General features: G+C 65.6%; 29 protein-coding genes and 1 tRNA gene. 18 read left to right on the top strand and 12 right to left on the bottom strand.

The features are described 5' to 3' along the window. The first annotated feature begins 98 nt into the window (after positions 1–98). Positions 99–878, top strand: coding sequence for a gamma-glutamyl-gamma-aminobutyrate hydrolase family protein (locus tag BLR51_RS20450; RefSeq protein ID WP_089850487.1), 780 nt, complete (start codon positions 99–101; stop codon positions 876–878). Between the two features lie 142 nt (positions 879–1,020). Then, positions 1,021–1,617, top strand: coding sequence for a TetR/AcrR family transcriptional regulator (locus BLR51_RS20445; RefSeq protein ID WP_089850485.1), 597 nt, complete (start codon positions 1,021–1,023; stop codon positions 1,615–1,617). A gap of 49 nt (positions 1,618–1,666) precedes the next feature. Here the strand turns inward: BLR51_RS20445 and kynU are convergent, their stop codons facing one another. Further along, on the bottom strand, positions 1,667–2,860 hold the full coding sequence (gene kynU, locus BLR51_RS20440; protein WP_089850483.1) for a kynureninase: 1,194 nt from the start codon (positions 2,858–2,860) through the stop codon (positions 1,667–1,669). 132 nt (positions 2,861–2,992) lie between these two features. Between kynU and BLR51_RS20435 the strand changes: the two genes are divergently transcribed. The 5 genes from BLR51_RS20435 (at position 2,993) to BLR51_RS20415 (ending at position 8,985) form a co-directional block, all read left to right on the top strand. After that, a complete protein-coding gene (locus tag BLR51_RS20435; protein WP_089850481.1) occupies positions 2,993–3,940 on the top strand; it encodes an MBL fold metallo-hydrolase in 948 nt (315 codons plus the stop codon). Between the two features lie 347 nt (positions 3,941–4,287). Continuing rightward, positions 4,288–5,862 (top strand): Re/Si-specific NAD(P)(+) transhydrogenase subunit alpha, encoded by a 1,575-nt coding sequence (locus BLR51_RS20430; protein WP_089850479.1) that lies wholly within the window; start codon positions 4,288–4,290, stop codon positions 5,860–5,862. A 13-nt stretch (positions 5,863–5,875) separates the two neighbouring features. After that, the gene (locus BLR51_RS20425) at positions 5,876–7,309 is read left to right on the top strand and encodes an NAD(P)(+) transhydrogenase (Re/Si-specific) subunit beta (RefSeq protein WP_089850477.1); all 1,434 of its coding nucleotides are present in this window, start codon (positions 5,876–5,878) and stop codon (positions 7,307–7,309) included. Positions 7,310–7,496: 187 nt separating this feature from the next. Beyond that, entirely contained in the window at positions 7,497–8,102 is a 606-nt protein-coding gene (locus tag BLR51_RS20420) for a biotin transporter BioY (RefSeq protein WP_089850475.1), read from the top strand. Between the two features lie 133 nt (positions 8,103–8,235). Beyond that, positions 8,236–8,985, top strand: coding sequence for a heme-dependent oxidative N-demethylase family protein (locus BLR51_RS20415; protein WP_089850547.1), 750 nt, complete (start codon positions 8,236–8,238; stop codon positions 8,983–8,985). Here the strand turns inward: BLR51_RS20415 and BLR51_RS20410 are convergent. From BLR51_RS20410 to BLR51_RS20395, 4 genes are all read right to left on the bottom strand, one after another. Further along, positions 8,963–9,655 carry a hypothetical protein gene (locus BLR51_RS20410; protein WP_089850473.1) on the bottom strand — a complete coding sequence of 231 codons (693 nt, stop codon included), beginning with the start codon at positions 9,653–9,655 and terminating at the stop codon, positions 8,963–8,965. The genes BLR51_RS20415 and BLR51_RS20410 overlap by 23 nt on opposite strands. A gap of 121 nt (positions 9,656–9,776) precedes the next feature. Beyond that, a complete protein-coding gene (locus tag BLR51_RS20405) occupies positions 9,777–10,583 on the bottom strand; it encodes a lytic murein transglycosylase (RefSeq protein WP_089850471.1) in 807 nt (268 codons plus the stop codon). A 165-nt stretch (positions 10,584–10,748) separates the two neighbouring features. Beyond that, positions 10,749–12,155, bottom strand: a complete 1,407-nt coding sequence (glnA, locus tag BLR51_RS20400) for a type I glutamate--ammonia ligase (RefSeq protein ID WP_089850469.1) — start codon at positions 12,153–12,155, stop codon at positions 10,749–10,751. A 49-nt stretch (positions 12,156–12,204) separates the two neighbouring features. Continuing rightward, positions 12,205–12,543 (bottom strand): P-II family nitrogen regulator, encoded by a 339-nt coding sequence (locus tag BLR51_RS20395; protein ID WP_089850467.1) that lies wholly within the window; start codon positions 12,541–12,543, stop codon positions 12,205–12,207. Positions 12,544–12,717: 174 nt separating this feature from the next. Between BLR51_RS20395 and BLR51_RS20390 the strand changes: the two genes are divergently transcribed. Beyond that, entirely contained in the window at positions 12,718–14,289 is a 1,572-nt protein-coding gene (locus tag BLR51_RS20390) for an NAD(P)H-hydrate dehydratase (RefSeq protein ID WP_089850466.1), read from the top strand. Between the two features lie 94 nt (positions 14,290–14,383). After that, positions 14,384–14,468 (top strand) — tRNA-Leu (locus tag BLR51_RS20385). Positions 14,469–14,552: 84 nt separating this feature from the next. On the opposite strand, the gene BLR51_RS20380 is transcribed toward BLR51_RS20385, so the two are convergent. The 7 genes from BLR51_RS20380 to BLR51_RS20350 form a co-directional block, all read right to left on the bottom strand. Further along, positions 14,553–15,575 carry a site-specific integrase gene (locus BLR51_RS20380; RefSeq protein ID WP_089850464.1) on the bottom strand — a complete coding sequence of 341 codons (1,023 nt, stop codon included), beginning with the start codon at positions 15,573–15,575 and terminating at the stop codon, positions 14,553–14,555. Further along, positions 15,572–15,781, bottom strand: a complete 210-nt coding sequence (locus BLR51_RS20375; RefSeq protein ID WP_089850462.1) for a helix-turn-helix transcriptional regulator — start codon at positions 15,779–15,781, stop codon at positions 15,572–15,574. The genes BLR51_RS20380 and BLR51_RS20375 overlap by 4 nt, the downstream gene beginning before the upstream one ends. 43 nt (positions 15,782–15,824) lie before the next feature. Further along, positions 15,825–16,166: a DUF2312 domain-containing protein gene (locus tag BLR51_RS20370; RefSeq protein WP_242656791.1), complete on the bottom strand. Its 342-nt coding sequence runs from the start codon at positions 16,164–16,166 to the stop codon at positions 15,825–15,827. Further along, complete coding sequence (locus tag BLR51_RS20365) at positions 16,166–16,375, bottom strand: hypothetical protein (protein WP_089850458.1); 210 nt, start codon at positions 16,373–16,375, stop codon at positions 16,166–16,168. The genes BLR51_RS20370 and BLR51_RS20365 overlap by 1 nt, the downstream gene beginning before the upstream one ends. Beyond that, positions 16,372–16,626 carry a hypothetical protein gene (locus BLR51_RS20360; RefSeq protein ID WP_131821852.1) on the bottom strand — a complete coding sequence of 85 codons (255 nt, stop codon included), beginning with the start codon at positions 16,624–16,626 and terminating at the stop codon, positions 16,372–16,374. Before BLR51_RS20360 ends, BLR51_RS20365 begins: the two co-directional genes overlap by 4 nt. Before the next feature lie 63 nt (positions 16,627–16,689). Beyond that, on the bottom strand, positions 16,690–16,971 hold the full coding sequence (locus BLR51_RS20355; protein WP_089850453.1) for a hypothetical protein: 282 nt from the start codon (positions 16,969–16,971) through the stop codon (positions 16,690–16,692). Positions 16,972–17,251: 280 nt separating this feature from the next. Beyond that, on the bottom strand, positions 17,252–17,665 hold the full coding sequence (locus BLR51_RS20350; RefSeq protein ID WP_089850451.1) for a hypothetical protein: 414 nt from the start codon (positions 17,663–17,665) through the stop codon (positions 17,252–17,254). Here BLR51_RS20350 and BLR51_RS20345 point away from each other — a divergent pair. The 9 genes from BLR51_RS20345 to BLR51_RS20305 all read left to right on the top strand — a co-directional run bounded on the left by BLR51_RS20345 (position 17,654) and on the right by BLR51_RS20305 (position 23,344). Next, positions 17,654–17,881, top strand: coding sequence for a hypothetical protein (locus BLR51_RS20345; protein ID WP_089850449.1), 228 nt, complete (start codon positions 17,654–17,656; stop codon positions 17,879–17,881). The genes BLR51_RS20350 and BLR51_RS20345 overlap by 12 nt on opposite strands. Positions 17,882–17,960: 79 nt before the next feature. Beyond that, positions 17,961–18,392, top strand: coding sequence for a hypothetical protein (locus BLR51_RS20340; RefSeq protein ID WP_089850447.1), 432 nt, complete (start codon positions 17,961–17,963; stop codon positions 18,390–18,392). Beyond that, a complete protein-coding gene (locus BLR51_RS20335) occupies positions 18,389–18,715 on the top strand; it encodes a hypothetical protein (protein WP_131821851.1) in 327 nt (108 codons plus the stop codon). Before BLR51_RS20340 ends, BLR51_RS20335 begins: the two co-directional genes overlap by 4 nt. Further along, complete coding sequence (locus BLR51_RS20330) at positions 18,712–19,365, top strand: hypothetical protein (protein ID WP_089850443.1); 654 nt, start codon at positions 18,712–18,714, stop codon at positions 19,363–19,365. The genes BLR51_RS20335 and BLR51_RS20330 overlap by 4 nt, the downstream gene beginning before the upstream one ends. Then, positions 19,365–20,009: a hypothetical protein gene (locus BLR51_RS20325; RefSeq protein WP_089850441.1), complete on the top strand. Its 645-nt coding sequence runs from the start codon at positions 19,365–19,367 to the stop codon at positions 20,007–20,009. Before BLR51_RS20330 ends, BLR51_RS20325 begins: the two co-directional genes overlap by 1 nt. A gap of 193 nt (positions 20,010–20,202) precedes the next feature. After that, on the top strand, positions 20,203–20,796 hold the full coding sequence (locus BLR51_RS20320) for a hypothetical protein (protein ID WP_089850439.1): 594 nt from the start codon (positions 20,203–20,205) through the stop codon (positions 20,794–20,796). Next, positions 20,790–21,440, top strand: a complete 651-nt coding sequence (locus BLR51_RS20315; RefSeq protein ID WP_089850437.1) for a hypothetical protein — start codon at positions 20,790–20,792, stop codon at positions 21,438–21,440. The genes BLR51_RS20320 and BLR51_RS20315 overlap by 7 nt, the downstream gene beginning before the upstream one ends. 336 nt (positions 21,441–21,776) lie before the next feature. Then, positions 21,777–22,100 carry a DUF2004 domain-containing protein gene (locus BLR51_RS20310; RefSeq protein ID WP_089850435.1) on the top strand — a complete coding sequence of 108 codons (324 nt, stop codon included), beginning with the start codon at positions 21,777–21,779 and terminating at the stop codon, positions 22,098–22,100. An 866-nt stretch (positions 22,101–22,966) separates the two neighbouring features. Then, positions 22,967–23,344 carry an HNH endonuclease signature motif containing protein gene (locus BLR51_RS20305; protein ID WP_089850545.1) on the top strand — a complete coding sequence of 126 codons (378 nt, stop codon included), beginning with the start codon at positions 22,967–22,969 and terminating at the stop codon, positions 23,342–23,344. The last annotated feature ends 51 nt before the right edge of the window (positions 23,345–23,395 follow it).

The following is a 23,395-nucleotide window of genomic DNA, read 5'->3' as shown; positions in this document are numbered from 1 at the left end:
CATCCCGCGCATGCCCGCGCCGAAGCGGGGCCGCGCAACCTTTCGGAAAGCCGCGCACTGTATTATGTAGGGTCGTGAACTGCGAGAAGAGGCCCTTCATGACCCGCCCCGTCGTCGGCATCATCGGCAACCACCAGCTTCTGAACGACACCTATCCCGCCTATACCGGCGGAGAGATGAACACGGAGGCGGTGTCCTGCGTGTCGGGCTGTCTGCCGCTGCTGATCGCGCCCGATCCCCGCTATGTCTGCATCGAGGAGCTGATGCAGGTCTGCGACGGCTTTCTGCTGACCGGCGGGCGCCCGAACGTGCATCCCGAGGAATATGGCGAGGTGGCCACCGAAGCGCATGGCGCCTTTGACCGGGCGCGCGATTCCATCGTGCTGCCGCTGGTGCGGGCCTGTGTCGAACGCGGTCAGCCGTTTCTGGGCATCTGCCGCGGCTTTCAGGAGGTGAACGTGGCCATGGGCGGCACGCTTCATCCCGAAATCCGCGACCTGCCGGGGCGGATGAACCACCGCATGCCCCCGGATGGCACGCTGGAGGAGAAGTTCGCGCTGCGCCACAAGGTCAAGCTGAAGGAGGGCGGGCGGTTCCACCGGCTGTTCGGCGCCTCCGAGGTGATGACCAACACGCTGCACGGGCAGGGGATCAACCGCGCCGGTGCCCGGATCGAGATCGAGGGCCACGCCCCCGATGGCACGCCGGAGGCGATCTATGTCAAGGGCGCGCCGGGCTTCACGCTGTCGGTGCAGTGGCATCCGGAATGGGATGCGGCCAACGATCCCGTCTCGCGCCCGCTGTTCGAGGCGTTTGGCGAGGCGGTGCGGGCCTGGTCCGCAGGCCAGAGCCTGCCGCAGCAGCGCATCTCTGCCTGACAGTCTGACCTGTAGTGTCCAGCGGTCTTGCTGCGTCCTGCGCGGGGCCATGACGTTTTGACAGTTCCCGGAAGCCCTGTCCGGCGCTAGGCTGACAGAGTGACAGACTCTGTCAGGCTGTAACGCTGCGCTTGGAGGCCCGATGACCAGCGGCATTCCCGCCGGGGAGCGTGACCCGAAACGGCGGGTCATCCTTGCCGCCGCCCGCACCGCCTTGGCCCGCCACGGGGTCCGCCGGTGTTCCATGGAGGTGATCGCGCGGCAGGCGGGCATGTCCCGCCCCGCGCTCTATCTGCATTTCGCCAACAGGGAGGCGATCCTGCGGGCGCTGGGTCTGGAGCAGACCGAGCGCGCAGAACAGGCGCTGCGCGCGGCCCTGCAGGGGAAGGGCCGTGTCGAAGACCGGCTGGCCGCCGCCTTTGCCGCGCTGCGCGACGCAGGCGCCGAGCCGGGATGGGCCCTGCCGCAGGACGCGGACCTGCCGGACCGCCATGGGGTTCCGCCGGATGTGGCGCAGGAAGGACAGGCGCGGCTCTGCGCCGTGCTGGCCGACTGGCTGAGGACCGAGGCGGTGGCCGGGCGGCTGCGTCTGGCACTGCCGCCCGATCACGCGGCAGAGGTGATGCTGGCGGCGCTGCGCGGGATCGCCACGCTGCCGCCGCCGGAGGTGAACCGGGCGCTCCGCTCTCTGGCGCAGATGCTGGGGCGGGGGCTGACGCCGCTGGACCCGGCGCCCTGACGTTCTGACACTCTGACGTCACATTGTCAGAGTGTCAGGACAGGCTTGTTCAGGTCACGCGCTTGCGCTGCTGGTATTTCGGCTGATCCCAGGTCGCGCCGCGCAGGATGCGGGCGAGGATTTCGACCGCCTCGTGAATCTCCTCCTCGCCGATATAAAGCGGGGTGACGCCGAAGCGCATGATGTCAGGGGCGCGGAAATCCCCCACCACGCCCTGATCGATCAGCGCCTGCATCGCGGCATAGCCATGCTCGAACCGGAAGCTGACCTGCGATCCGCGCGCCTCTTCCTCGCGCGGGGTGGCAAGGCTCAGGCCGGGGCACTGATCCTCCACCAGATCCATCATCAGCGTCGTCAGATCCAGCGACCGGCGGCGCAGATCGGCCATGTTCACCCGATCCCAGACGTCCAGCGCGGCCTCCAGCGCGGCCATCTGCATCACCGGCGGCGTGCCGACGCGCATGCGTTCGATGCCCGCGCCGGGGCGGTAGCTTTGATCGAAGGCAAAAGGCGCCTCGTGCCCAAGCCAGCCCGAGAGCGCCGGTTCGGCCAGATCGGCATGGCGGGGCGCCACATAGATGAAGGCGGGCGCGCCCGGTCCGGCATTGAGGTATTTATAGGTGCAGCCCACGGCAAAATCCGCAGCCCCCGCCGCCACCTCCACCGGCAGGGCCCCGGCGGAATGGGCCAGATCCCAGACCACCCGCGCGCCCATCCGATGCGCCTTGCGGGTCAGCGCCGCCATGTCATGCCGCCGCCCGGTGCGGTAATCCACCTCTGTCACCAGCAGCACCGCCACCTCTTCGGTGATCGCCTCCTCCAGCGCCAGCGGATCGGCAAGGCGCAGCTCGTATGGCGCGCCCAGAAGCTTGATCAGCCCTTCGGCCATATAAAGATCGGAGGGAAAATTGCCGGTATCGGACAGGATCACATGGCGCCCGGGCACCAGCGCCAGCGCCGCCGCCAGCGCCTGATAGACCTTGATGGACAGCGTGTCGCCCACCACCACATGCCCCGGCTCGGCCCCGATCAGCCGCCCGATGCGGTCGCCCAGACGGCGCGGCATCTCCATCCAGCCGCAGCCGTTCCAGCCCGAGATCAGCTGTTCGCCCCATTCCTCGGACAGGAGCCGCTCCAGCCGGGCGGGGGTCGCCTTGGGCAGCGGCCCCAGCGAGTTGCCATCCAGATAGATCATCCCCATGGGCAGGTGAAACTGGTCCCGCGTCCAGCCGAAATCGGTCATCGTGAAGCTCCGCTTGGTCTTTGGCTGCGGAAGGTGACCGGGAACGGCGCCGGAGGCAAGCCATGCGTCGGGGCTTGCCAGACGTATTCGCATCTGTGAATGTGGACGCCGGACTGCTGGCAGGAGGATGCGATGCGGAACATGGGGATACTGGGGCTGCTGCTGCTGGCCGGAGCGGCCAGCGCGCATGAGGATATTGCGGATCTGTACCCGCAGTCAGAGCTTTACGCCAAGCCGGTGGAGGTGATCCCATATGTCTGGAGCGCGATCGGCGCTACGGCGCCGCCCACCTATGACAACAGCGGGCATAACAACAACCTGAGCTTCGTGGTGACCGGCGACGGGGTGGTGGTGATCAATGGCGGCGCCTCGGCCCGGCTGGCTGCGGCGCTGCATGACGAGATCCGCGCCGTGACCGACCAGCCGGTGCGGCTGGTGATCAACGAGAACGGGCAGGGCCATGCCATGCTGGGCAATTCCTACTGGGCGGCGCAGGGCGTGGACATTCTGGCGCATGAGGACGCCATCGAGGTTTTCGCCAAGGATGGCGATTTCATCCTGCAGGCCATGCGCGGCTATAACCGCGACAAGGCCGAGGGCACGGAGCTTGCGCTGCCCAACCTGTCCTTCGCCGACCGGCATGTGGTGGAGATGGGCGAGGTCACGCTGGAGGTGCTGCATCTGGGCCCCGCCCATGATCCGGGCGATGCGCAGGTCTGGATCCCGCAATGGGGGATCGTGATCGCGGGCGACATCGCCTTTCACGAGCGCATGCCGCCGATCTTTGCCGAAACCTGCACCAGTTGCTGGATCGAGACCTTTGACGGGCCGTTTGCCGATCTGGGCGCGACCTATGTGATCCCCGGCCATGGCCATCCCACCAACATGGCGCAGGTGACGCGCTACACCTCCGACTATCTCAAGGATCTGCGGGCGCGGATCGGGGCGCATATCGAGGCGGGCGGCGATCTGGCGGGGGCCTTCTATGTGGACCAGTCCCGCTGGGCGCGGCTCGACACCTTCGAGGAACTGGCGACGAAGAATGCGGGCCGGGTGTTCGAGGAGATGGAATGGGAGTGACCGGCACCCCGGGTGGGGGAAAGTGAGGGGGCTCTGCCCCCGGCGCCTGCGGCGCCTCCCCCGGAGTTTTCCGGGCAAGATGAAGGGCGGGCCGGGGAAGGGGCGGGCGTGATTCTGCCGGGGCGGGCCTTGGATCGGCGGGGGCGGAGGCGCGGCGATTGCGGCGCAAGTTTGTTTCCAGGGCTCTGGACGGTGCGCAACAAATGCGAAGATGGCTTTAAAATCACACAGGGATGTGCTTAACGATCCTGATCCGGTTGCCCATGTGCCGTGCTGCGGCTACCCCTTGGGCAACCGGCGAAGGACATGACACCAACGCCTTCCGCATGGCAAGGGGGACGACATACGTGAAGATAGGGACGCCCAAGGAAATTTTCGAGGGAGAGGCGCGGGTTGCGATGACACCCGACTCGGCGCTGCAGCTGCAGAAGCTGGGTCATGAGTGCCTGATCGAAGCCGGGGCCGGGGCGGCTGCGGGCTTTGCCGACGAGGCCTATGCCGCAGCGGGTGTGACCGTGGTCGAGGGCGCCGAGGCGCTTTGGGCACAGGCCGACATCATCGCCAAGGTGCGCCCGCCCTCCGACGAGGAAGCGGTGCGGCTGACCGAGAGCAAGCTGCTGATCTCGTTCTTCTGGCCCGCCTCCAACGAGGCGCTCATGCAGCTTGCCGCGGATCAGGGCGCCAGCGTCATCGCCATGGACATGGTGCCGCGGATCAGCCGCGCCCAGAAGATGGACGCGCTGAGCTCCATGGCCAATATCGCGGGCTATCGCGCCGTGATCGAGGCCGGCAACAATTTTGGCCGCTTCTTCACCGGGCAGGTGACCGCTGCGGGCAAGGTGCCGCCGGCCAAGGTTCTGGTGGTGGGCGCCGGTGTGGCAGGGCTTGCCGCCATCGGCACCTCGACCAGCCTTGGCGCCGTGACCTATGCCTTTGACGTGCGGCCCGAAGTGGCCGAGCAGGTCGAATCCATGGGCGCGCAGTTCGTCTATCTCGATTTCGCCGAAGAGCAGCAGGATGGTGCCGCCACGGGCGGCTATGCCGCGCCGTCGAGCCCGGAATTCCGCGCGGCGCAGCTGGCGAAGTTCCGCGAGCTTGCCCCGGAGATGGACATCGTCATCACCACGGCGCTGATCCCCAACCGCGAGGCGCCGGAGCTCTGGACCGAGGACATGGTCAAGGCCATGAAGCCCGGATCGGTCATCGTCGATCTGGCGGCGGAGCGCGGCGGCAACTGCAAGCTGACCGTCAAGGACGAGAAGATCGTGACCGACAATGGCGTGACCATTGTAGGCTATACCGATTTCCCGAGCCGGATGGCGGCGCAGTCCTCCACGCTTTATGCCACCAACATCCGTCACATGATGACGGATCTGACCCCGGCCAAGGATGGCGTCGTCAACCACAACATGGAAGATGACGTGATCCGGGGCGCCACCATCGCCCATGGCAAGGCTGTCACCTTCCCGCCGCCGCCGCCCAAGACCAAGGCGATCGCCGCGCAGAAGCCCAAGGAAAAGACCCCCGAACTGACGCCCGCCGAAAAGCGCGCGCAGGAAGTGGCCGCCTTCAAGGCGCAGACCAAGACGCAGGTCACGCTGCTGGTGGTCGGGGCCGTGCTGCTGCTGGGGGTGGGGCTTGTCGCGCCTGCCAGCTTCATGCAGCATTTCATCGTCTTCGTGCTGGCGGTCTTTGTTGGCTTCCAGGTGATCTGGAATGTCAGCCATTCGCTGCACACCCCGCTGATGGCGGTGACCAATGCCATCTCCTCGATCATCATTCTGGGGGCGCTGATGCAGATCGGCTCCGGTTCCTGGCTGGTGATCCTGCTTGCCGCGCTGTCGGTCTTCATGGCCGGGATCAACATTTTCGGCGGCTTCCTCGTGACCCGGCGCATGCTCGCCATGTTCCAGAAATCGTAAGGGGGTGGAGACAATGGACTTCGGATTCACGACGGCGGCCTATGTGGTCGCGGCGGTTCTCTTCATCCTGTCGCTGGGCGGGCTTTCCGGTCAGGAAAGCGCCAAGCGCGCCGTGTGGTATGGCATCGCGGGCATGGCGCTGGCGGTTTTCGCCACGCTCATCGGCCCCGGTTCCGGCCTGTGGCTGCTGTCGCTGCTGCTGATCGCGGGCGGCGGGGCCATCGGCTTTGTCGTGGCCAAGCGCGTTCAGATGACCGAAATGCCGCAGCTTGTGGCGGCCATGCATTCGCTGGTCGGTCTGGCGGCGGTGTTTGTCGGGCTGATCGCCCATATCGAACTGGGCCGCGTTCTGGCCATGGACGAGCCGACCCGCGCCACGCTGGACGGCTTTGCGGGCCTCTTGGCCCACAAGACCAATGTCGAGGTCAACATCCTGCGTGTGGAGCTGTTCCTTGGCATCTTCATCGGGGCGGTGACCTTCACCGGGTCGGTGGTCGCCTATGGCAAGCTTGCGGGCAAGCTCAGCTCCAAGGCGGAAAAGCTGCCGGGCGGGCACATGCTGAACGCCGGGGCGGCGGCGGTGTCGCTGATCTGCCTGTTCTGGTATTTCGGCACGGGCAGCTTCCTGCCGCTGGCGCTGATGACGCTGGCCGCACTGTTCATCGGCTATCACCTGATCATGGGCATCGGCGGCGCCGACATGCCGGTGGTGGTGTCGATGCTGAACAGCTATTCCGGCTGGGCAGCGGCGGCCATCGGCTTCAGCCTTGGCAATGACCTGCTGATCGTGGTGGGCGCGCTGGTGGGCTCCTCGGGGGCGATCCTGAGCTACATCATGTGCAAGGCGATGAACCGCAGCTTCATCAGCGTGATCCTTGGCGGCTTTGGCGGCAGCACGGGCCCTGCGGCAGAGATCGAGGGCGAACAGGTCGCCATCGATGTCGACGGCGTGGCCTCTGCCCTGGAAGAAGCCGACAGTGTCGTCATCGTGCCGGGCTATGGCATGGCGGTGGCACAGGCGCAGCAGAACGTCGCCGAACTGACCCGGCGCCTGCGCGCCAAGGGCAAGGAGGTGCGTTTCGCCATCCACCCCGTGGCGGGCCGTCTGCCGGGGCACATGAACGTGCTTCTGGCCGAGGCCAAGGTGCCCTATGACATCGTGCTGGAAATGGACGAGATCAACGACGATTTCCCCTCCACCGATGTGGTGATCGTCATCGGCTCGAACGACATCGTGAACCCCGCCGCACAGGAGGATCCGAACAGCCCCATCGCGGGGATGCCGGTTCTGGAAGTGTGGAAGGCCAAGCAGGTGTTCGTGTCCAAGCGCGGTCAGGGCACCGGCTATTCGGGCATCGAAAACCCGCTGTTCTACAAGGACAACACGCGGATGTTCTATGGCGATGCCAAGGCCTCGCTCAACGATCTGCTGTCGCGCATCAGCTGAGCCTTTGCGGTTCGGCAGACCGGGGCCCCGCCAGCACTGGCGGGGCCTTTTGTCTGGGCCCTGCGCATTTGCAGCTGCAAAGCGCGGCCTTGCAAATTATGCCGCCGGTGGTCGCGCAACCGGGCTTGCGATGCGAAGGCGCTTGCGGCAGAACGGAGGGGATTGAAGACAACAGGGGGACGACCCGATGAACCTCGTGCAGAACCGCACCGTTCTGGTGGATACATTCGGCGCTTCCGAAGGCGCGGGCCTTCGGCTGAAACAGGCCGCGCTGATCGTGGCGGGCATCGCGCTGCTGGCCATCTGCGCCAAGATCAAGGTGCCGGTGCCCGGCTCGCCGGTGGCGATGAGCCTTGGCACCTTTGCCGTGCTGACCGTGGGCGCCGCCTATGGCCCGCGTCTGGGTCTGGCGACGATCATGGGCTACATGATCCTTGGCATGCTGGGCATGGACATCTTCCAGAATTCCACCGCTGACCTCAACGGCATCAGCTACATGATGGGCGGCACCGGCGGCTATCTGGTGGGCTATGTGCTGGCCACCGTGGCGCTTGGCATGCTGGCCCGCGCGGGCTGGGACCGCTCCGCCCCCAAGATGGCGGGCGCGATGCTGATCGGCAACGTGATCATGTATGTGCCCGGCCTGATCTGGCTGGGGGTGCTTTATGGCTGGGACAAGCCGATCCTTGACTGGGGTCTGACGCCGTTCCTTGTGGGCGACGCGGTGAAGCTGGCGCTGGCGGCGCTGCTGATGCCCGCCCTGTGGAAGCTGGTGGGCCGCGCCCGCAGCTGATCCCCGGGATCTGGACTGACATCGCCGCGGCGCAGCCTGTCTGCGCCGCGGTTTTTTGCATCCTGCGCCAAAGCAGGGCCCGGCGGTGCAGAGGGGTCTTCCCACGCGGCCCGTGCCGCGCTACGCCTTGGGCATGATCCTGCAAACCCAGCTTCCCTATGACGTGTCGCAGCTGAAACCCCTGCCGGGGATCAGCCCGCTGGCGCCTGCCGACTGGCTGATGGTGGATGACGCCTATGCGGCGCAGATGGCCGAACGCACCCGCCTGCTGCGCGACCAGCGCGAGGCGGTGCTGCAGATGCTGCCAGAGGCCCGCCCCGCCGCAGAGGAGCTGCTGGATCTGGTGCTGGAGCATCTGCCAGCGGGATTTGAGCGCGAGGAGGGCCGCGTGACCCGGCCCGATGGCGGGGTGGTGGCGCTGGACCGCGCCGATCCCATGGGCACGCTGGGTCATCTGGTGCAGGAGGATCTGTGCCTGCTGGAAAAGCAGGGCGACGAACATGTGCTGACCGCCGCCGTGCTGTGCTTTCCGGCAGGCTGGCGGCTGGCGCAGAAGATGGGGCGCCCGCTGACCGCGATCCACATCCCCATCCCCGAATATGACGACAGCATCGCCCGGCGCGTTCAGCGGCTGTTTGACGGGGTGCAGCCCGGCCGCCCACTGATGCGGATCAACCGGCTGTGGCATGACAATCCGGCGCTGTTCCAGCCCGGCCCGCGCCGCGACAACAGTGACCGGGGCCATCCTGCGGCGGCACCCTATCTGCGGTCAGAACGGCAATGCCTCGTGCGGCTGCCGGTCAGCCGCGCGGTGGTGTTTTCGATCCATACCTTCGTGGTGCCGCGCGCGGCAGCCGGGTTCAGTGCAGCACCGACCCGATAAGCCCGCTCAGCAGATGGGTCTGATGCGCCACCAGCCCCAGCGCCACCACCGACAGCACCCGTGACAGCAGCCGCAGCGGCATCACCCGCATCCGCCCCAGCGCGCGCAGGATCTGCGGCAGGGCCAGACGCCTGCGCGCGGGCGGGGTCGCGTCCTCCGCCAGAATGGACGGGATTTCGACTGGCTCGCGCGGGGGGGCGATCCCGGTGCCGGGGATCCGGTCAGGCTGCGGCAGGCCCTCCGGCTCTGGTCGGGCAAAGGCGCGGCGGCGGGGGGAGACATAGCTGCGCAGGCGGATGAATTCCTCGGGGCTGATAAGGGTCTCGGGGGAGAACCATTCGATCTGCTCCGCCGGACCCAGCCGCACCGTCGCCAGCACCACATCCGACAGCAGCCGCGACGCCAGTTCCTCGTCCAGCGGGGCGCCATCGCGGGCGATCAGGCGCAGCACCAGTGCTGCGCCCTGCTGCGGCCGGTCCTCGAACGCCAGTGCGATGCCGTAACGGTCCGCCATCAGCGCGGGACGCTTGCGCGACCGACGCACCGGTGCCCCGGAGGCAGCGTCGAGCCGTGTCAGCACCTCTGCCACGGCTTCAAGATAGGGCGCGGGGTCCAGATCTGCCGAAAGCGGCAGGATCAGCCCGGCATAGGGATGGTCCCCCGAAGCCATATGTCGTCCTCCTGACTTGGATCATGTTCAGGATGACCAGCAAATGTGATTGAATTTAGGCGCAAATCGTCCCTAGCGGGGGCTTTCCGGCGGCTTTGCCGGGATGCCCCCGCCGCATGGCTCAGCGGATGCGCTCGGCCACCAGCGCGATGGCCTGCTGGTAGACGGTTGCGGCATTCCATTCGTTCAGCACGCGGAAATTGCCGGTCCCTTCCGAGAAGGGCTGCCCGGGCTGCCAGCCCTTGGCGCGCAGGAAATTCGCGGTGGAGGCCAGCGCGTCGGCCTCGTTGTAGAAATCCACCCGCCCGTCGCCATTGCCGTCCTGACCGTAGCGCAGCGCGTTGCCGGGCAGGAACTGCGTGTGGCCCAGCTCGCCATGGGCGGCGCCGCGCTGGTCGGGGGCCAGCATGCCGCGATCCACCATCTGCAGCGCCGCCAGCGCATGCGGGGTGAAGAAGTCAGAGCGGCGGCAGTCATAGGCCACCGTGCTGATGGAGCTTACCACCGGCGTGTCGCCCATGGTGCGGCCAAAACCGGTTTCCATGCCGTGGATCGCCAGCAGGATGCCCGCAGGCACGCCATAGGTCTGTTCAAGCCCGCGATAGAGGTTGGGATTGCCGTTGAGCCGCTTCTGGGCGGTGGCGGCAAAGCCGTCCACCGATCCCAGCCGGATGCGGATGAATTCATTCAGCGCGTATTTTACGCCCTTCTGGTTGCGGTCGGCGCGGATGGTAGAGGTGGAATAGGGCGCGCGCATCAGCGCATCAATGCCGCGCTGGCCAACCCCTGCCTGCTGCGCCTCGGCGGCAAATTCGCGCTTCCATGTGTCGAAGCCGCTGGCGTCGTTGCCGCAGGTCGCGGCAAGGGCGGCACCGGCGGAACATGTCAGCGTGGCGGTCACGAGGGCCTTGAAAAGGGCACGGGGCATCTGGTCACTCCGGAAAGGTCACTGTTACGGGGCAACCTAGTGCAGGGGCGGACATTCTCAAAGGGTCATTGCGAAAGCCGGGGGTGCGGCGGACCTTTGCCCGAATGCCCCAAATGCAAAGGGACGCCCCGCAGGGCGCCCCTTCGTCGTCTCGGTGCTGACGGATCAGCAGCTGTAATACATCGCGAATTCCACCGGGTGCGGCGTCATTTCGTAGTTTTCCAGCTCTTCCATCTTCAGACCGATATAGGCCTCGATCTGGTCCTTGGTGAACACGTCGCCGGCCAGCAGGAAGTCCATGTCGGCCTGCAGTTCGGTCAGCGCTTCGCGCAGGCTGCCGCAGACGGTCGGGATTTCCGCCAGCTCTTCCGGCGGCAGGTCATAGAGGTTCTTGTCCATCGCCTCGCCCGGCTCGATCTTGTTGGTGATCCCGTCAAGACCGGCCATCAGCAGGGCTGCAAAGCACAGATAGGGGTTCGCCGAAGGATCGGGGAAGCGGGCTTCGACGCGCTTGGCCTTGGGGGATTCCGTCCACGGGATCCGGACGCAGCCCGAGCGGTTGCGGGCGGAATACGCGCGCAGCACGGGGGCCTCGTAGCCCGGCACCAGACGCTTGTAGCTGTTGGTGGACGGGTTGGTGAAGGCGTTGAGCGCCTTGGCGTGCTTCAGGATGCCGCCGATGAAATACAGCGCTTCCTGGCTGAGATCGGCATACTTGTCGCCCGCGAAGAGCGGCTTGCCGTCCTTCCAGATCGACATGTTGACGTGCATCCCCGAACCGTTGTCGCCCTTGATGGGCTTCGGCATGAAGGTGGCGGAGCGGCCATAGGCCTGTGCCACGTTGTGGATGACGTACTTGTATTTCTGCAGGTCGTCGGCCTGTTTGGTCAGCGTCCCGAAGATCAGGCCCAGCTCGTGCTGGCTGGTCGCCACTTCGTGGTGGTGCTTGTCGACCTTCATGCCGATGCGCTTCATGGTCGACAGCATTTCGGACCGGATGTCCTGACCGTCATCCGCGGGGTTCACCGGGAAATAGCCGCCCTTGTAGGTCGGACGGTGGCCGAGGTTGCCCATCTCGAAATCGGTGTCGGTGTTCCATGCGGCGTGGTCGGCATCGACCTGATAGGACACCTTGTTCGGGGTGACGGCGATCTTGACGTCATCGAACAGGAAAAATTCCGCTTCCGGGCCGAAATAGGCGGTGTCGCCGATGCCCGAGGACACGAGATAGGCTTCGGCCTTGGCAGCGGTGCCGCGCGGATCGCGGTCATAGGATTCGCCGGTATCGGGTTCGACCACCGAGCAATGGATGCAGAGGGTCTTTTCCGCGTAGAACGGGTCGATATAGACGCTCTCGGTGTCGGGCATGAGCTTCATGTCGGACGCTTCGATCGACTTCCAGCCCGCAATGGACGATCCGTCGAACATGAAGCCTTCCTCAAGGAAGTCCTCGTCGACCTGATCCGCCATGACGGTCACGTGTTGCAGCTTGCCGCGCGGGTCGGTGAACCGGATGTCGACGTAAGCCACGTCCTCATCCGCCATGAGTTTCAGAACAGCGTCCTTGCTCATTCCCTTCTTCCCTTTCTGTATTTGGGTCCGGATTTTTCTTGGTCAGGCGTTACAGCGCGTCCGAGCCGGATTCACCGGTGCGGATGCGGATGGCCTGTTCGATCGGGCTCACGAAGATCTTGCCGTCGCCGATCTTGTCGGTCTTGGCGGCGGAAATGATCGCTTCGATGGCGGCGTCGACCTGTTCGTCGTCCAGCACCACCTCGATCTTCACCTTGGGAAGGAAATCGACGACATATTCGGCGCCCCGATAAAGCTCGGTGTGACCCTTCTGGCGGCCGAATCCCTTGACCTCAAGCACGGAAAGACCCTGAATCCCTGCGTCCTGCAGGGCTTCCTTCACTTCGTCGAGCTTGAAGGGCTTGATGATCGCCTCGACCTTCTTCATGGCCTTAGTCTCCTCGTGTTCCCGTGTCGGACCCTGCCAGACCACTTCTCGGGCGGCGTCACAATCGCCTAAGCCGTCCGGGCGCCGCCGTTCTGCGGGGTTTTGTGTCAGGAGTATAAATTTTGTGCAACTTGTCTGCAAAACAGGCAGAAGTGAATCGCTGAGGAGACAGGCATGACCGAGCTTCTGACTGCCGAACAAATGCGCAGTCTGGAACGCGCCGCCATCGACAGCGGGGCGGTCACCGGGCTCGATCTGATGGAGCGGGCGGGCGCCGGCGTGGTGGAGGCGGTGCTGGAGGAATGGCCGGATCTGGCCGAGGGGCCACACCGCGCCGTGGTGTTCTGCGGGCCGGGCAACAATGGCGGCGACGGTTTCGTGGTGGCACGCCTGCTGCACGCGCGCGGCTGGCAGGTGGAGGTGTTCCACTATGGCGACGCGGAAAAGCTGCCGCCCGACGCGCGGCTGAATTACGAGCGCTGGGGCGCGCTGGGGCAGGTGTCGCCGCTGACGGAGGCGGCCATCGACGGCTATGCCGAGGAACATCCGACCTGCCGCCTTGCCGTGGATGCGCTGTTTGGCACGGGTCTTGCCCGACCGTTCCTGACTCTTGCGCGGGTGCAGATGGAGGTGAACGGGTGGCAGGCCGCATCGCGCGGGGGCGCCGCGCCGCATGTCGTCGCCGTGGACATCCCCAGCGGGCTTTGCGCCGATAGTGGTCGGTATCTTGGGCTGGACGGGGAAACTCCGTGCGACGCCTCCGTCATGGCGAACCTGACCGTGACCTTTCACAGTCGCAAGCTGGGACATGTGCTGGCCGATGGTCCCGCCGCATGTGGCAGGCTGGTGGTGCGGGATATCGGGCTGCCCGCATCGCCCCGTGCCGAAGCCGAAGTGGCGCAGGACTGCGGGGCCCCCGATGCTCGCGGCTTGGGCAAACATGGAGGCCATAAATACGGCCACGGCCACGCCGTGATCCTGTCGGGCGGCTTCGGGCGCAGCGGGGCGGCTCGGCTGGCGGCGCGCGGGGCGCTACGGATCGGCGCGGGGCTGGTGACGCTGGGTGTGCCGGGCTCGGCGCAGATGGAGGTCGCAAGCCAGATCACGGCAGTGATGCTGCGCCGGGTCGAGGATGCGGAAGATCTGGCGCTGCTGCTGGAAGACCGCCGTCTCAACGCGCTCTGCCTCGGGCCGGGGCTGGGGGTCGGGCGGGCGCGGGCGCTGGTGCCGGTGGCGCTTCGGGCGGAGCATCGGCCTCGTGTCGTGCTCGACGCCGACGCGCTGACCGCCTTCGCCGACGACCCTGCGGCGCTCTTCGGAATGGTGCACGACACCTGCGTCCTGACCCCGCATGGCGGCGAATTTGCGCGGCTCTTCCCTGACATCGCCGAGAAGCTGACCGGCCCTGCCTTTTCCAAGGTCGACGCCACCCGCGCGGCGGCGAAACGGGCGGGCTGTGTGGTGCTCTACAAGGGCCCCGACACGGTGATCGCCGCGCCGGACGGTTGGTGCCGCGTCAATGCCGCCGTCTACGACCGCACAGCCCCCTGGCTTGCCACGGCGGGCGCGGGGGATGTGCTGGCGGGCATGATCTGCGGGCTGATGGCACGGGGCTTTCCGGCGATGATGGCCGCCGAAACGGCCGCATGGCTGCATGTGGAGGCGGCGCGCAGCTTCGGCCCCGGGCTGATCGCCGAGGATCTGCCCGAAGACCTGCCAAAGATCTTCCGCGCGCTGGGGCTCTGAACATCCCGCACGGGGGCCGCAATTTGCTCTCGCCACCGGCGCGCGTGTTTGCTAGGTATCCGCCGCAATCGCGCGGCACTGTCGCGGGATCCGTGCGGGTGTGGCGAAATTGGTAGACGCACCAGATTTAGGTTCTGGCGCCGCAAGGCGTGGGGGTTCAAGTCCCTTCACCCGCACCACTTTGAAATTCCTAACAAATTTTTTGGAGCAGAGGGCAAGCTGCTCAGGCGCCGCGAAAGAGTTTCGCAATTTGTTTCGCAGATTCATGCTTTGCTCCCGTTCCGTTCCCGTGCCTCCTGCGCCCGCTTCGACCGTTTGCGCTGGCTGGCGCGGCCCCGGTATTTCTGCACCATCTCCAGCGTCTTGCGCCCGGTGACCGACTGGATCTCCGCATCGCTGCATCCGGCCTCCGCCAGTTCCACCGCCGCATTGTAGCGCCAGCCATGCGGCACCAGCCGCCCCGCGCCATACATGGCGCCAATGCTGTCACGCACCGCTTCAATCCTGATCTGCACCCGCCGCTTGGTCAGCGGCTCGGTCGCGGTGCGGGCAAGGATATGCGCGCCACGCTTCGGCAGAGCGGCAAGATAGGCGCGCAGGCGGGCGGGGCAGAAAATCCACACGTGCACGCCAGTTTTTTCCTGCACCACGCGCATGTATTCGCCGTCAAAATCTTCCCACCGCATCTTCACGCAATCCCCCAGCCGCTGCCCGGTGCCAAGGGCGAGCTCATAGGCGGTGCGGGCGGTGCTGGCTTCCAGTGTATCACAGGCAGCCTCAAAGGCGCGCAACTGCGCCTCGGGCCATGGCTCATAGCCGCCGCCCGTCAGCTTCGGCACGTCAATCACCGGGTTGCGGTCGATCCATTCCAGATCCACCGCATGACGGCAGAGCGACGACAGCACCGACACCCGCATATTCGCCTTGGACCAAGTCTCCTGCAGCGCATCACGCGCGGCAATGGCATGCTTGCGCCGAAAGGTGCGCATATCCTTCGGCCCGTTCTTTTCCCGGATCGCGTCGCAATGGCGCCGGTAATCCGCGCGCGTGCCCGCCGCGAGTGCCTTATAGGCGGAGCTGTCGTAATAACTTTCGATCAGCGCCGCCCATGAGGTTCTGACCCGGTCCTTGCGCTGGCCGTTACGCGTCGACCAGTATTCGACGCTGAATTCCTGGCTGTCGGGATTGTCGGGCAGGCGGCGGCGGAATTTGCCCTTGCGGAAGTAGATATAGGGCCGCCCCTTCACCGTCTTGAATTCCAGATAGGGCAGATCAGGGCGTTTCACGGCTCGAATTCATCCTCTTCAATCAGCGCCCCGGTCAGCACCGCGCGCAGCGCCTCGACCGTCCAGCGCTTATGCTTGCGCCCGATTGTCACGGGCCGGGGCAGGGCGCCGGTGCTGACCAGCCGGGCAAACTCGCCACAAGGCAGGGACAGCATTGCCGCCGCCTCCCGTTCCGTCACCGCAAGTTTCTCTTTCTGTCGGGCCATGCTCAGCCCTCCCTGTCCATGGTGCAGATGCCGGGGCGGGCGCTCATGTGCCCATCCCCAGCGCGTCCTTGTAGAGCGCGAGCTTGGCCTCTTCCTCGGCGAGATCGTCCCTGTCGCGTTTGCGTTGGGCGATCAGGACGCGCAGGAGCTTGGGCACATAGCCACGCGCCTTGGCCTCGGCCATCAGCGCCTTCTGCTGATCGGCCACGGTCTGCTTTTCGACCTCGAGCTGTTCGAACCGTTCCACAAACTGCCGCAGCTCCTCGGCGGCGGCGTCATAAGTGGTGTCGCGCAGGGCGCGGTCGGCGGCGGTTTCCTTCATCGGCGGGCGGGGGCCCACCGGGCTGCAGGGCAGGCCGATGGGGAAGGGCAGCAGATTTCCCATCATAGCCTCCGCCAGCCGGGCAGGCGCCGGGGGCGCGGGGTTTCCGCCTGCAGCCGCTCGCGCAGCTCCCGCGCCTGGCGGGCCTCGGCGGGATCGTCGCTCTGGTCTTCAATGACGGCGCAGGCGGCGATCAGCTCCTCCATTCCGGCATGGATGGCATCGGCCAGAGTGGCCCGCGCCTCGGGGTAGCTGGGCACGCTGTAGGTCATGCGCGCCCCCGGATCAGGCAGCGCCGCAGCCAGCGGCAGAGGCGCGAGCCCCCATGCCAGCGCCGCAGCACGTCGCCGCTCTGCAACCCGCGAAAGCTGGAGCGGTCCAGCACCGCGATCTGGCGCAGGTCACGCGCCATGGCCTCCGCCTCGCGCCGGGGATCGGGCGCGCGGCGGGGGCTGTCATACCGGCCCTCGAGCTGGCGCTGGATGGCCCGGCGCAGCGCGGCGTCGGACAAGGTTTCAGACATGGGGGGATCGGTCGGCGCCGGATGGCCCGGCGCCGCTTTGGGCGGTTGAACTGTCATGAGGGGTTACTCCGCGGCGATGGGCAGCGGATCGGGCTGCGCGGCGGTATCAAGATCCAGCGGCAGGTCGCGTTCCCACAGCATGAGGGCGGTGACATCGCTGATCTGCAGCGCGCCGCCGGTGGCGGAGTTGCGCTGGATCATCTCGACGCGCACCGCATGGTCATCGCGGATCAGCCGCACCGCGCAGTCAAAGGCGCTTTCCCGGTCGAGATCATGACGCGAGGCCCGGGGCGGCCCATCCTCGCGCCGCGCCAGAACGTGATAGGTGAAGGGGGGAAGGTGCATCCGTGTCTCCCATGGTTGAGGCCCCGCGATCAGCAGCTGCGTCTTCGGCGGGTGGGATGCAGGATCGGTGCCAATTGGCACAACGTCAAGAGTAATGTGCCAATCGGCATAAAGGTTAATTTTTGATTGTGGAACAAATAGCGAATTTGTATGCCCTATGGCACAAAGTGCCTGAGGTGGGGAGATGTGTAGATGGAGAGGGCCGAAACTTTGGCGGGCAAGTGCGAGTGTTTGACCCACGAAGAGCAGGACCAGATCATTGGTGCAGTAGTTGAGGCAGTCAAGCGTCGTGCGACGCAATCAGGCCGCGAATCTGTGCTTCCAGCAGTCGCTGCTCTTCTGGCCGAAGCAGAGAGAAAAGAGCGCTCAGGCGACTAGATGAGGTTGATTCCTCGAGGTTCACGAACTCGTTTACCGTCTTCCCATAGTACGCTGCGATGAGCATGCCGTTTTCGACGGTGGTTGAGGCGCCGTCGCGCGCCTTGAGCTTGTTGATCACGTCCCGCGAGACGCCCGTGCCAGCAGTGAGCTGGGCCGTGGTCGTCTTGTGTTTTTCTATGTGCCAAAGGAAGGCACTGCGGAAATCGTCAGCCATGAGCGAGCTTAAAGGGCCAAGAGGCACATTCGGCAACGTGTCATTTGGCTCTTGCAGATTAATGTGCCAAAAGGCACATTGCTGCGCATGGACAAGCATCACGACTTCCTCACAGAGCTGGAAGAATACTCCCGGGAGATGAAGGTCTCTCCCGCAACGGTCTGCCGTGCGGCAACCGGAAACCCGCGTCTATACGGGCGGCTTGTCACGCGCATCCGCCAGACACAGGCGCAGATCGACAAAATCAAGGCAGAGATGGCGCGGCAACGCAGCCTCCGGGAAAAATCCCGCTCGCATGGGCAGGGCGCGCAGTAGCGCGGCTTGGGTGGATCGTCGCGTTCCATGCGGGATTCTTCGATCCGAAGGGCAGAAAGATGAAGGAAACAGGGTTGCTATGACGGTCCGCAGGACAGTGAACGCGGCGATGCAGGCGCTGATTGACGGCACGTTCGGGTGCCTTGATGCGGCGGCGGAGACGATCAATGCCCGGCTGGGCGGGACGGTGTCCAAGGGGACGCTGTCCAAGCGGCTGTCGGGGCAGCTGGGCTGGCCGGTTGAGGAGGTGATGGCGCTGGAGGATGCCGCCGGGCGCCACCCGGTGACGCGGATGCTGGCGCGGCGGCTCGACACGCGGGAGCGGACGGCGGCGGCGAGCCTTGTTGAGGCCTCGGGCGAGGCGTCGAAAGAGGCGGGCGAGGCGATCTGCGCGGCCCTGCGCGCGGCGCAGTCGGCGGATGCGGGTGAGCTTGCCACAGCCATTCAGGAGGCGGCGGAGGGCGAACAGGCCCTGCGCCGCCTCCGCGAGGCGCTGGAGGCGGTGCGATGACCGACTGTCATATGGATTTTGTTACCTGCGCCACCGCCCTCGCGCTGAAAAGGGGCGGCATGACCCTGTGCACCCGCCTCATTCTGGATCTCGATACGGTCATGGGCGGCGCTGAGCCGGTGCCGTCGGAGGATGCGCTGCTCAGTGTGTGGCAGGCTGGACGGCGGATCATCGAGGCGCGGCGGCAGGCGGATGATGTGGCTTTTGACGCTGCTCATCACCTGCTGCGCCTCGCTCTGTCGGCATACTGGAACCGGCGGGCGCGCGCCGTGCCGCTCCTGGAGCACGCGTTGCAGGTCATCGATCCGGGGGACCGGGCATGATCCGGGCGATCTCGGGCAAGGGTGTCAATCGTGCCCGCGCGGTCTGTGACCGCTGCGGGCGGGAGGAGGTGGTGACCTGCGACTATGCCCGCAAGCCGGGCCGGTCGGGATGGGCGCCGAATGAAGGTCAGGTCACGCGCAAGCTGACCGGGCAGGGATGGGCGGTTGTGAAGGGCAAGCTGCATTGCCCCGGCTGCGAAGCAAAACGGAAGGTCACGCCTATGGCAGAGGTTCAGGCGAAGTCCCGGGCGGCGGCGGTGCCGCAGCCGACGCGGGAACAGAAGCGGGCGATCATCGATCTGCTGCAGGACAGTTACGACACCAAGGCCGGGCGCTATCTGCAGGGCGAGACCGACACGACGCTGGCCGCTGTGCTGGATCTGCGCCCCGGCTGGGTTGCCGCGCTGCGGGAGGAACTCTTCGGGCCCGATGGCCGCAATGAGGAGGCCGACGCGCTGCGGCAGGAACTCGAGAACCTGCGCGCCGCGATCACAGCGGGCGAGGCGGCCCATGCCGAGATGCGCAAGGCGCTCGACGCGCAGGGCGAGACCCTGTCCAGCTTGCGCGGTCAGGCGGAGGCCGGGGCGGCGAAGCTCGCGCGCCTCCTGTCGGCGGTGGGTGGGCATGTCGTACGCCGGGCGGGTCTGTGATGGCGCAGTATCTGCGGTCTGTCAGCGGGATTGACGATCTGCCCGAGTATCCGCCGGACCTGTGCGATCCGCGTCTGACGTCTGATTTTTTCACCATGTTCTGGCATGACCGCTGGTTCAGTTCGCGGCTGCATCTGACCGCCACGCTGGCGGTGCAGGGGGCGGCGCTGAACCTGTTCTTTCTCAGCCGGAAGCAGGTGCCGGTGGGCTCGCTGCCGGATGATGATGCCATTCTCGCGCGGTTGCTGCGGGTCGATTACAACGAATGGGTTGGCCTGCGGGCGCAGCCGGTGGGGCCGCTGCACAATTGGCAGCCCTATCGCTATGAGGCGCAGGTGGTGCTGGGGCATCCGGTGGTGATCGAGGTGGCCCGCGATGCCCTGGACCGACGCGAACAGCGCAAGGCCTCCAGCGAGGCCAAGGCGGTATCGCAGCGCCAGGCGCGTCTGGCCGATCTGATGCGCGAGAACGGGCTGGATGCGGGCCTGTGCGAAGACCGCGTGCTGGTGGAGCGGATCGATGCCTGGCTGGTGGATCACCACCGGGGCCAGCGCCGCCGTCCGCAGATCGACAGCTCGCTACAGCGGGCGCTGCGGCATGCCGTCTCCGAGGGCTGGATCGGCACCGGAGGGCGCGCGCACTGAAATCATTGTAAAAATCGGCGCGTTTGTTCCCGGAACAGTTCGGAACTGTTCCGCCACAGGTTTCCACAGAACGGAACAGTTCTGCGTAAAGGAAAAGAGAAGAAAAGACATGAAAGGAAACCAGACGCGCCGGAACAGAACGACGGTCAGCCGCCCGGCGAGGGGCGGAGTTTGCTGAGAAAGGGGGCTGGTGATGACTGAGGAGAGCAAACGCGACCGGGTGCGGCGGTTGGTGATCCATCCGCTGGAGGCGCATGGCTTCCGCAAGCCGGGCAATGTGAAGCTGGATCAGCACGACGCCTTTCTGGTCAAGCTGGCCGATGCGCTGGCCTATATGGCCGATCCGCAGCTTGGCGCGCTGCGCGACATGCTGCGCTACCGGGGCGAGGGCAAGGCGCGGGATGCCTGGCCGTCCATGGCGACCATCGCGGCGCTGGCGGAGACCGTGGCGCCGCGCCCGGTGGAGGAGCATCCCACCATCGTCAGCTGGTTCCGCTCGGCGCGCGGGCCGCAGGCCTTGGCGGAGGGCGTGCTGCTGGCGGAGTTCCTGTTTCTGGAGAAGCGCAAGCGCCCGCCGCTCAATGACAGCGAACGGCGGGTGATCCGGGAACGGGCGCAGGACATGCGGCGCGAGCTGGAGCTGCGCCGCGACCGCCTGCGGCGCGACATGCCGCGCGCGGGCGATGCCGACTGGCTGCGGCGCTATGCCGGGCTGGAGCGGCGGGTGATGGCGCTGCTGCCGGAGGTGGCGGCGGAGGTGAGACAGGAAGGGGCAGAAAGATGGTAAAGACCTACAGCAAGGGCGCGCGGCGCCGGGCGAAGAAGGCGGCACAGACGGGCGGGCTCGACCTGCCGGGGCTGGCGCCGGTCCAGCGGCGCGAGCGCAACGGGCGGGCCCGGCGGGAGATCCGGGACCGCGATCCGGCGCGGCAGGCGCTGGAGGTGCGCTGCCGTCAGGCCGGGGTCGCGGTCAGCAGCGCCAGCCTGCGCGAGATGCGCGCGCCCTGGCTTGGCTGTTCTGCGGGCCGGGCGATGGCGGCGCGGGTGACGGATCATGAGGAACGCGCCGAGCTCTGGGATGCGATCCAGCACATGCGGCGGGTGCAGCGTGCCTATGACGCCGCCATCGGCGCGCCGTTCCGGCATGCGCGCGGGCTTCAGCTTCTGGTGCCGCAGGAGGCGCTGGAGGCCGATGCCGACACGCCGCCGGTGGATGAGCGGAGTGATGAGGAAAAGCAGCGCGATGCCACCGCCGCCCGGATGCGGCTGGAGGGCTGGCTGGGCTATACCGACAAGGCGGCGCGCAGCGAGGCGCTGGATGTGGTGCTGGATGATGTCGCGCCCGGGGATGTGGAGGGGCTGCTTTCCGCCCTGCGCTGCGTCAGCGACGGCCTGCGGGGCCGCAGGATGGTCTGGCGCGGCAGGGGTTGACGCCGCCGCCAGAATGGTCATTTTGGCATCATCGCAAGAAAGCGCGCCCGGATGGATCACCCCTCCGGGCGCGTTGCGTTTTGGAGCATCGTCTACACTCCGAACCCGGGCTTTCGCGGGTCCGACAGGTTCTGCACCACCAACACCACGCCAGAGACGAAGCATTGCCTCTCGCCGAGCTGCCCTTGCAGAAGCGGCCTTTCGCTTCGGCTGGCCCGAGCGACGGCAGTGCGGACAAAGCGGACGGTGAGGATGACGTCGGAGAAAGAGGCTTGCACAGAGCCCAGCTTTGTTTGAGAGTTGCGCGTGTCTGTCACGGCAAGATCGGCAATTGAGATGAGCAACGACGAATACGAAACTACAGCACGCGAGGCGATCAAATCGCTGATTGGAAAGCCGAAAGGCGAGGATAACGTGACCTTGTTTTTAGAACATCACTTGGCCAAACTTGAACCGGAATACTTCTCAAGCACCTATGGAAGCACAACGCCGGAAGCGACCCAGATCGTCGATTCATTGGTCTTGGTACATTCTTGGAGCTCTGAGGACGATGGCACAGTCGATGTGTTCGATTTCAGCCTCCCGGGCAGCGTGACCGACTACCTATTGTCGGTTCGGTTTTCCGGCGACGAGGTCAAAGAAATCTCCATGGAGAGTTGAAACCCACGCGCTTTGGTCGTTCCTGAAAAGTCCGGCACAATGGGCTCGGAACGGACCTTCGCCGCGCTTCTCGTCAGAGACCGCTCAGCGGACAAAACTGCCGTTCTTTGCATTGCATGAGACGACCGATGTCGAGCTGAAGCAGCCATTCGCGTTTAGCAAATAATTTTACATCCTGCCCTCCATGTCTATGGTGCAATATGATTTCTCGCGTGAAGGAAAACCATTGAAACGCTTAACGATAGGCTTTGGGGTTATTGTATTATGTGGCCTTCTGATATGGGAGCTTAGATACAGCGATTTTTTTTCTTGGCCAAACTCGGCCCACCGCAGGATAGAGAATATGGCTTCGATACTTCGCTCAATCGAGGGTCCAGCTAGATGGTGCGCTCCGTCAGGTAATACCTTGAATCTATTCAACGGAGATCATGAGATAAAGGAAAAGCTCGAACAGTGCATTTCTAAAATTTCACAGGCAAGCGACTTTGAAGAAGTCTATCCCGAGTATTACATCAGACGCTTCTATAGAGCATCTATAGAAGACAAAATTTGTGAAGTGACTTTGTCAACCGTCTGGGACAATGACCGGATTGTTGGATCTGATTGCTACTACGGAATTTTCCACGATAAGGACGACACTGGAGTTGGCATGACGGCCGATTCATTCGGTTAGCCGACGTTCTTGCCTCTTGCAGCATTGGCGATTTTGGGCTCGAAGGGGCCGTCTGCAGCGCTCTGCCTGAACGGTAGCTTCAGGCCATGAGGGGCAAGTCTTTGTGACCTCTGCCGGTTACCGTTGCACAGCAGCTCCAGACCGCGCCCGGATGGATCACTCCTCCGGGCGCGATGCGTTTGAGGGGGGTGGCATGGCCAAGCTTTGTGGTGCCCCCGGCTGTGAAGAGGTGGCGCGGGACGGGTTCCCGAGGTGCCCCGATCATCAGGCCGAACAGGATGCCCGGCGGGCGGCGCAGAAGGCGGCGGCGCAGCGGACACCGCAGGCTGCGGCGGCGCGGGCGCTTTATGCTGATCCGCGCTGGATGCGGGCGGCGCGGGGCTTTCTCGCGCGGCATCCGCTCTGCGTCGATTGCCTCGAGCTTGGCGTGGTGGAGCCCGCCACCGATGTGGATCACGTCACGCCGCACAAGGGCGACGGTGCCCTGTTCTGGGATCGCGGCAATTGGCAGCCGCTCTGCCATCGCTGCCACAGCCGCAAGACGGCGCGGGAGGTCTGGCACGGGGGCTGACCTCGACCGGCGCAGCGGGTCTGACTCTCTGTCACTTTGTCCGGATCGATC

The organism is Salipiger marinus, from assembly GCF_900100085.1.
Lineage (GTDB): Bacteria > Pseudomonadota > Alphaproteobacteria > Rhodobacterales > Rhodobacteraceae > Salipiger > Salipiger marinus.
This window is presented reverse-complemented; position numbering and strand designations above follow the sequence as displayed.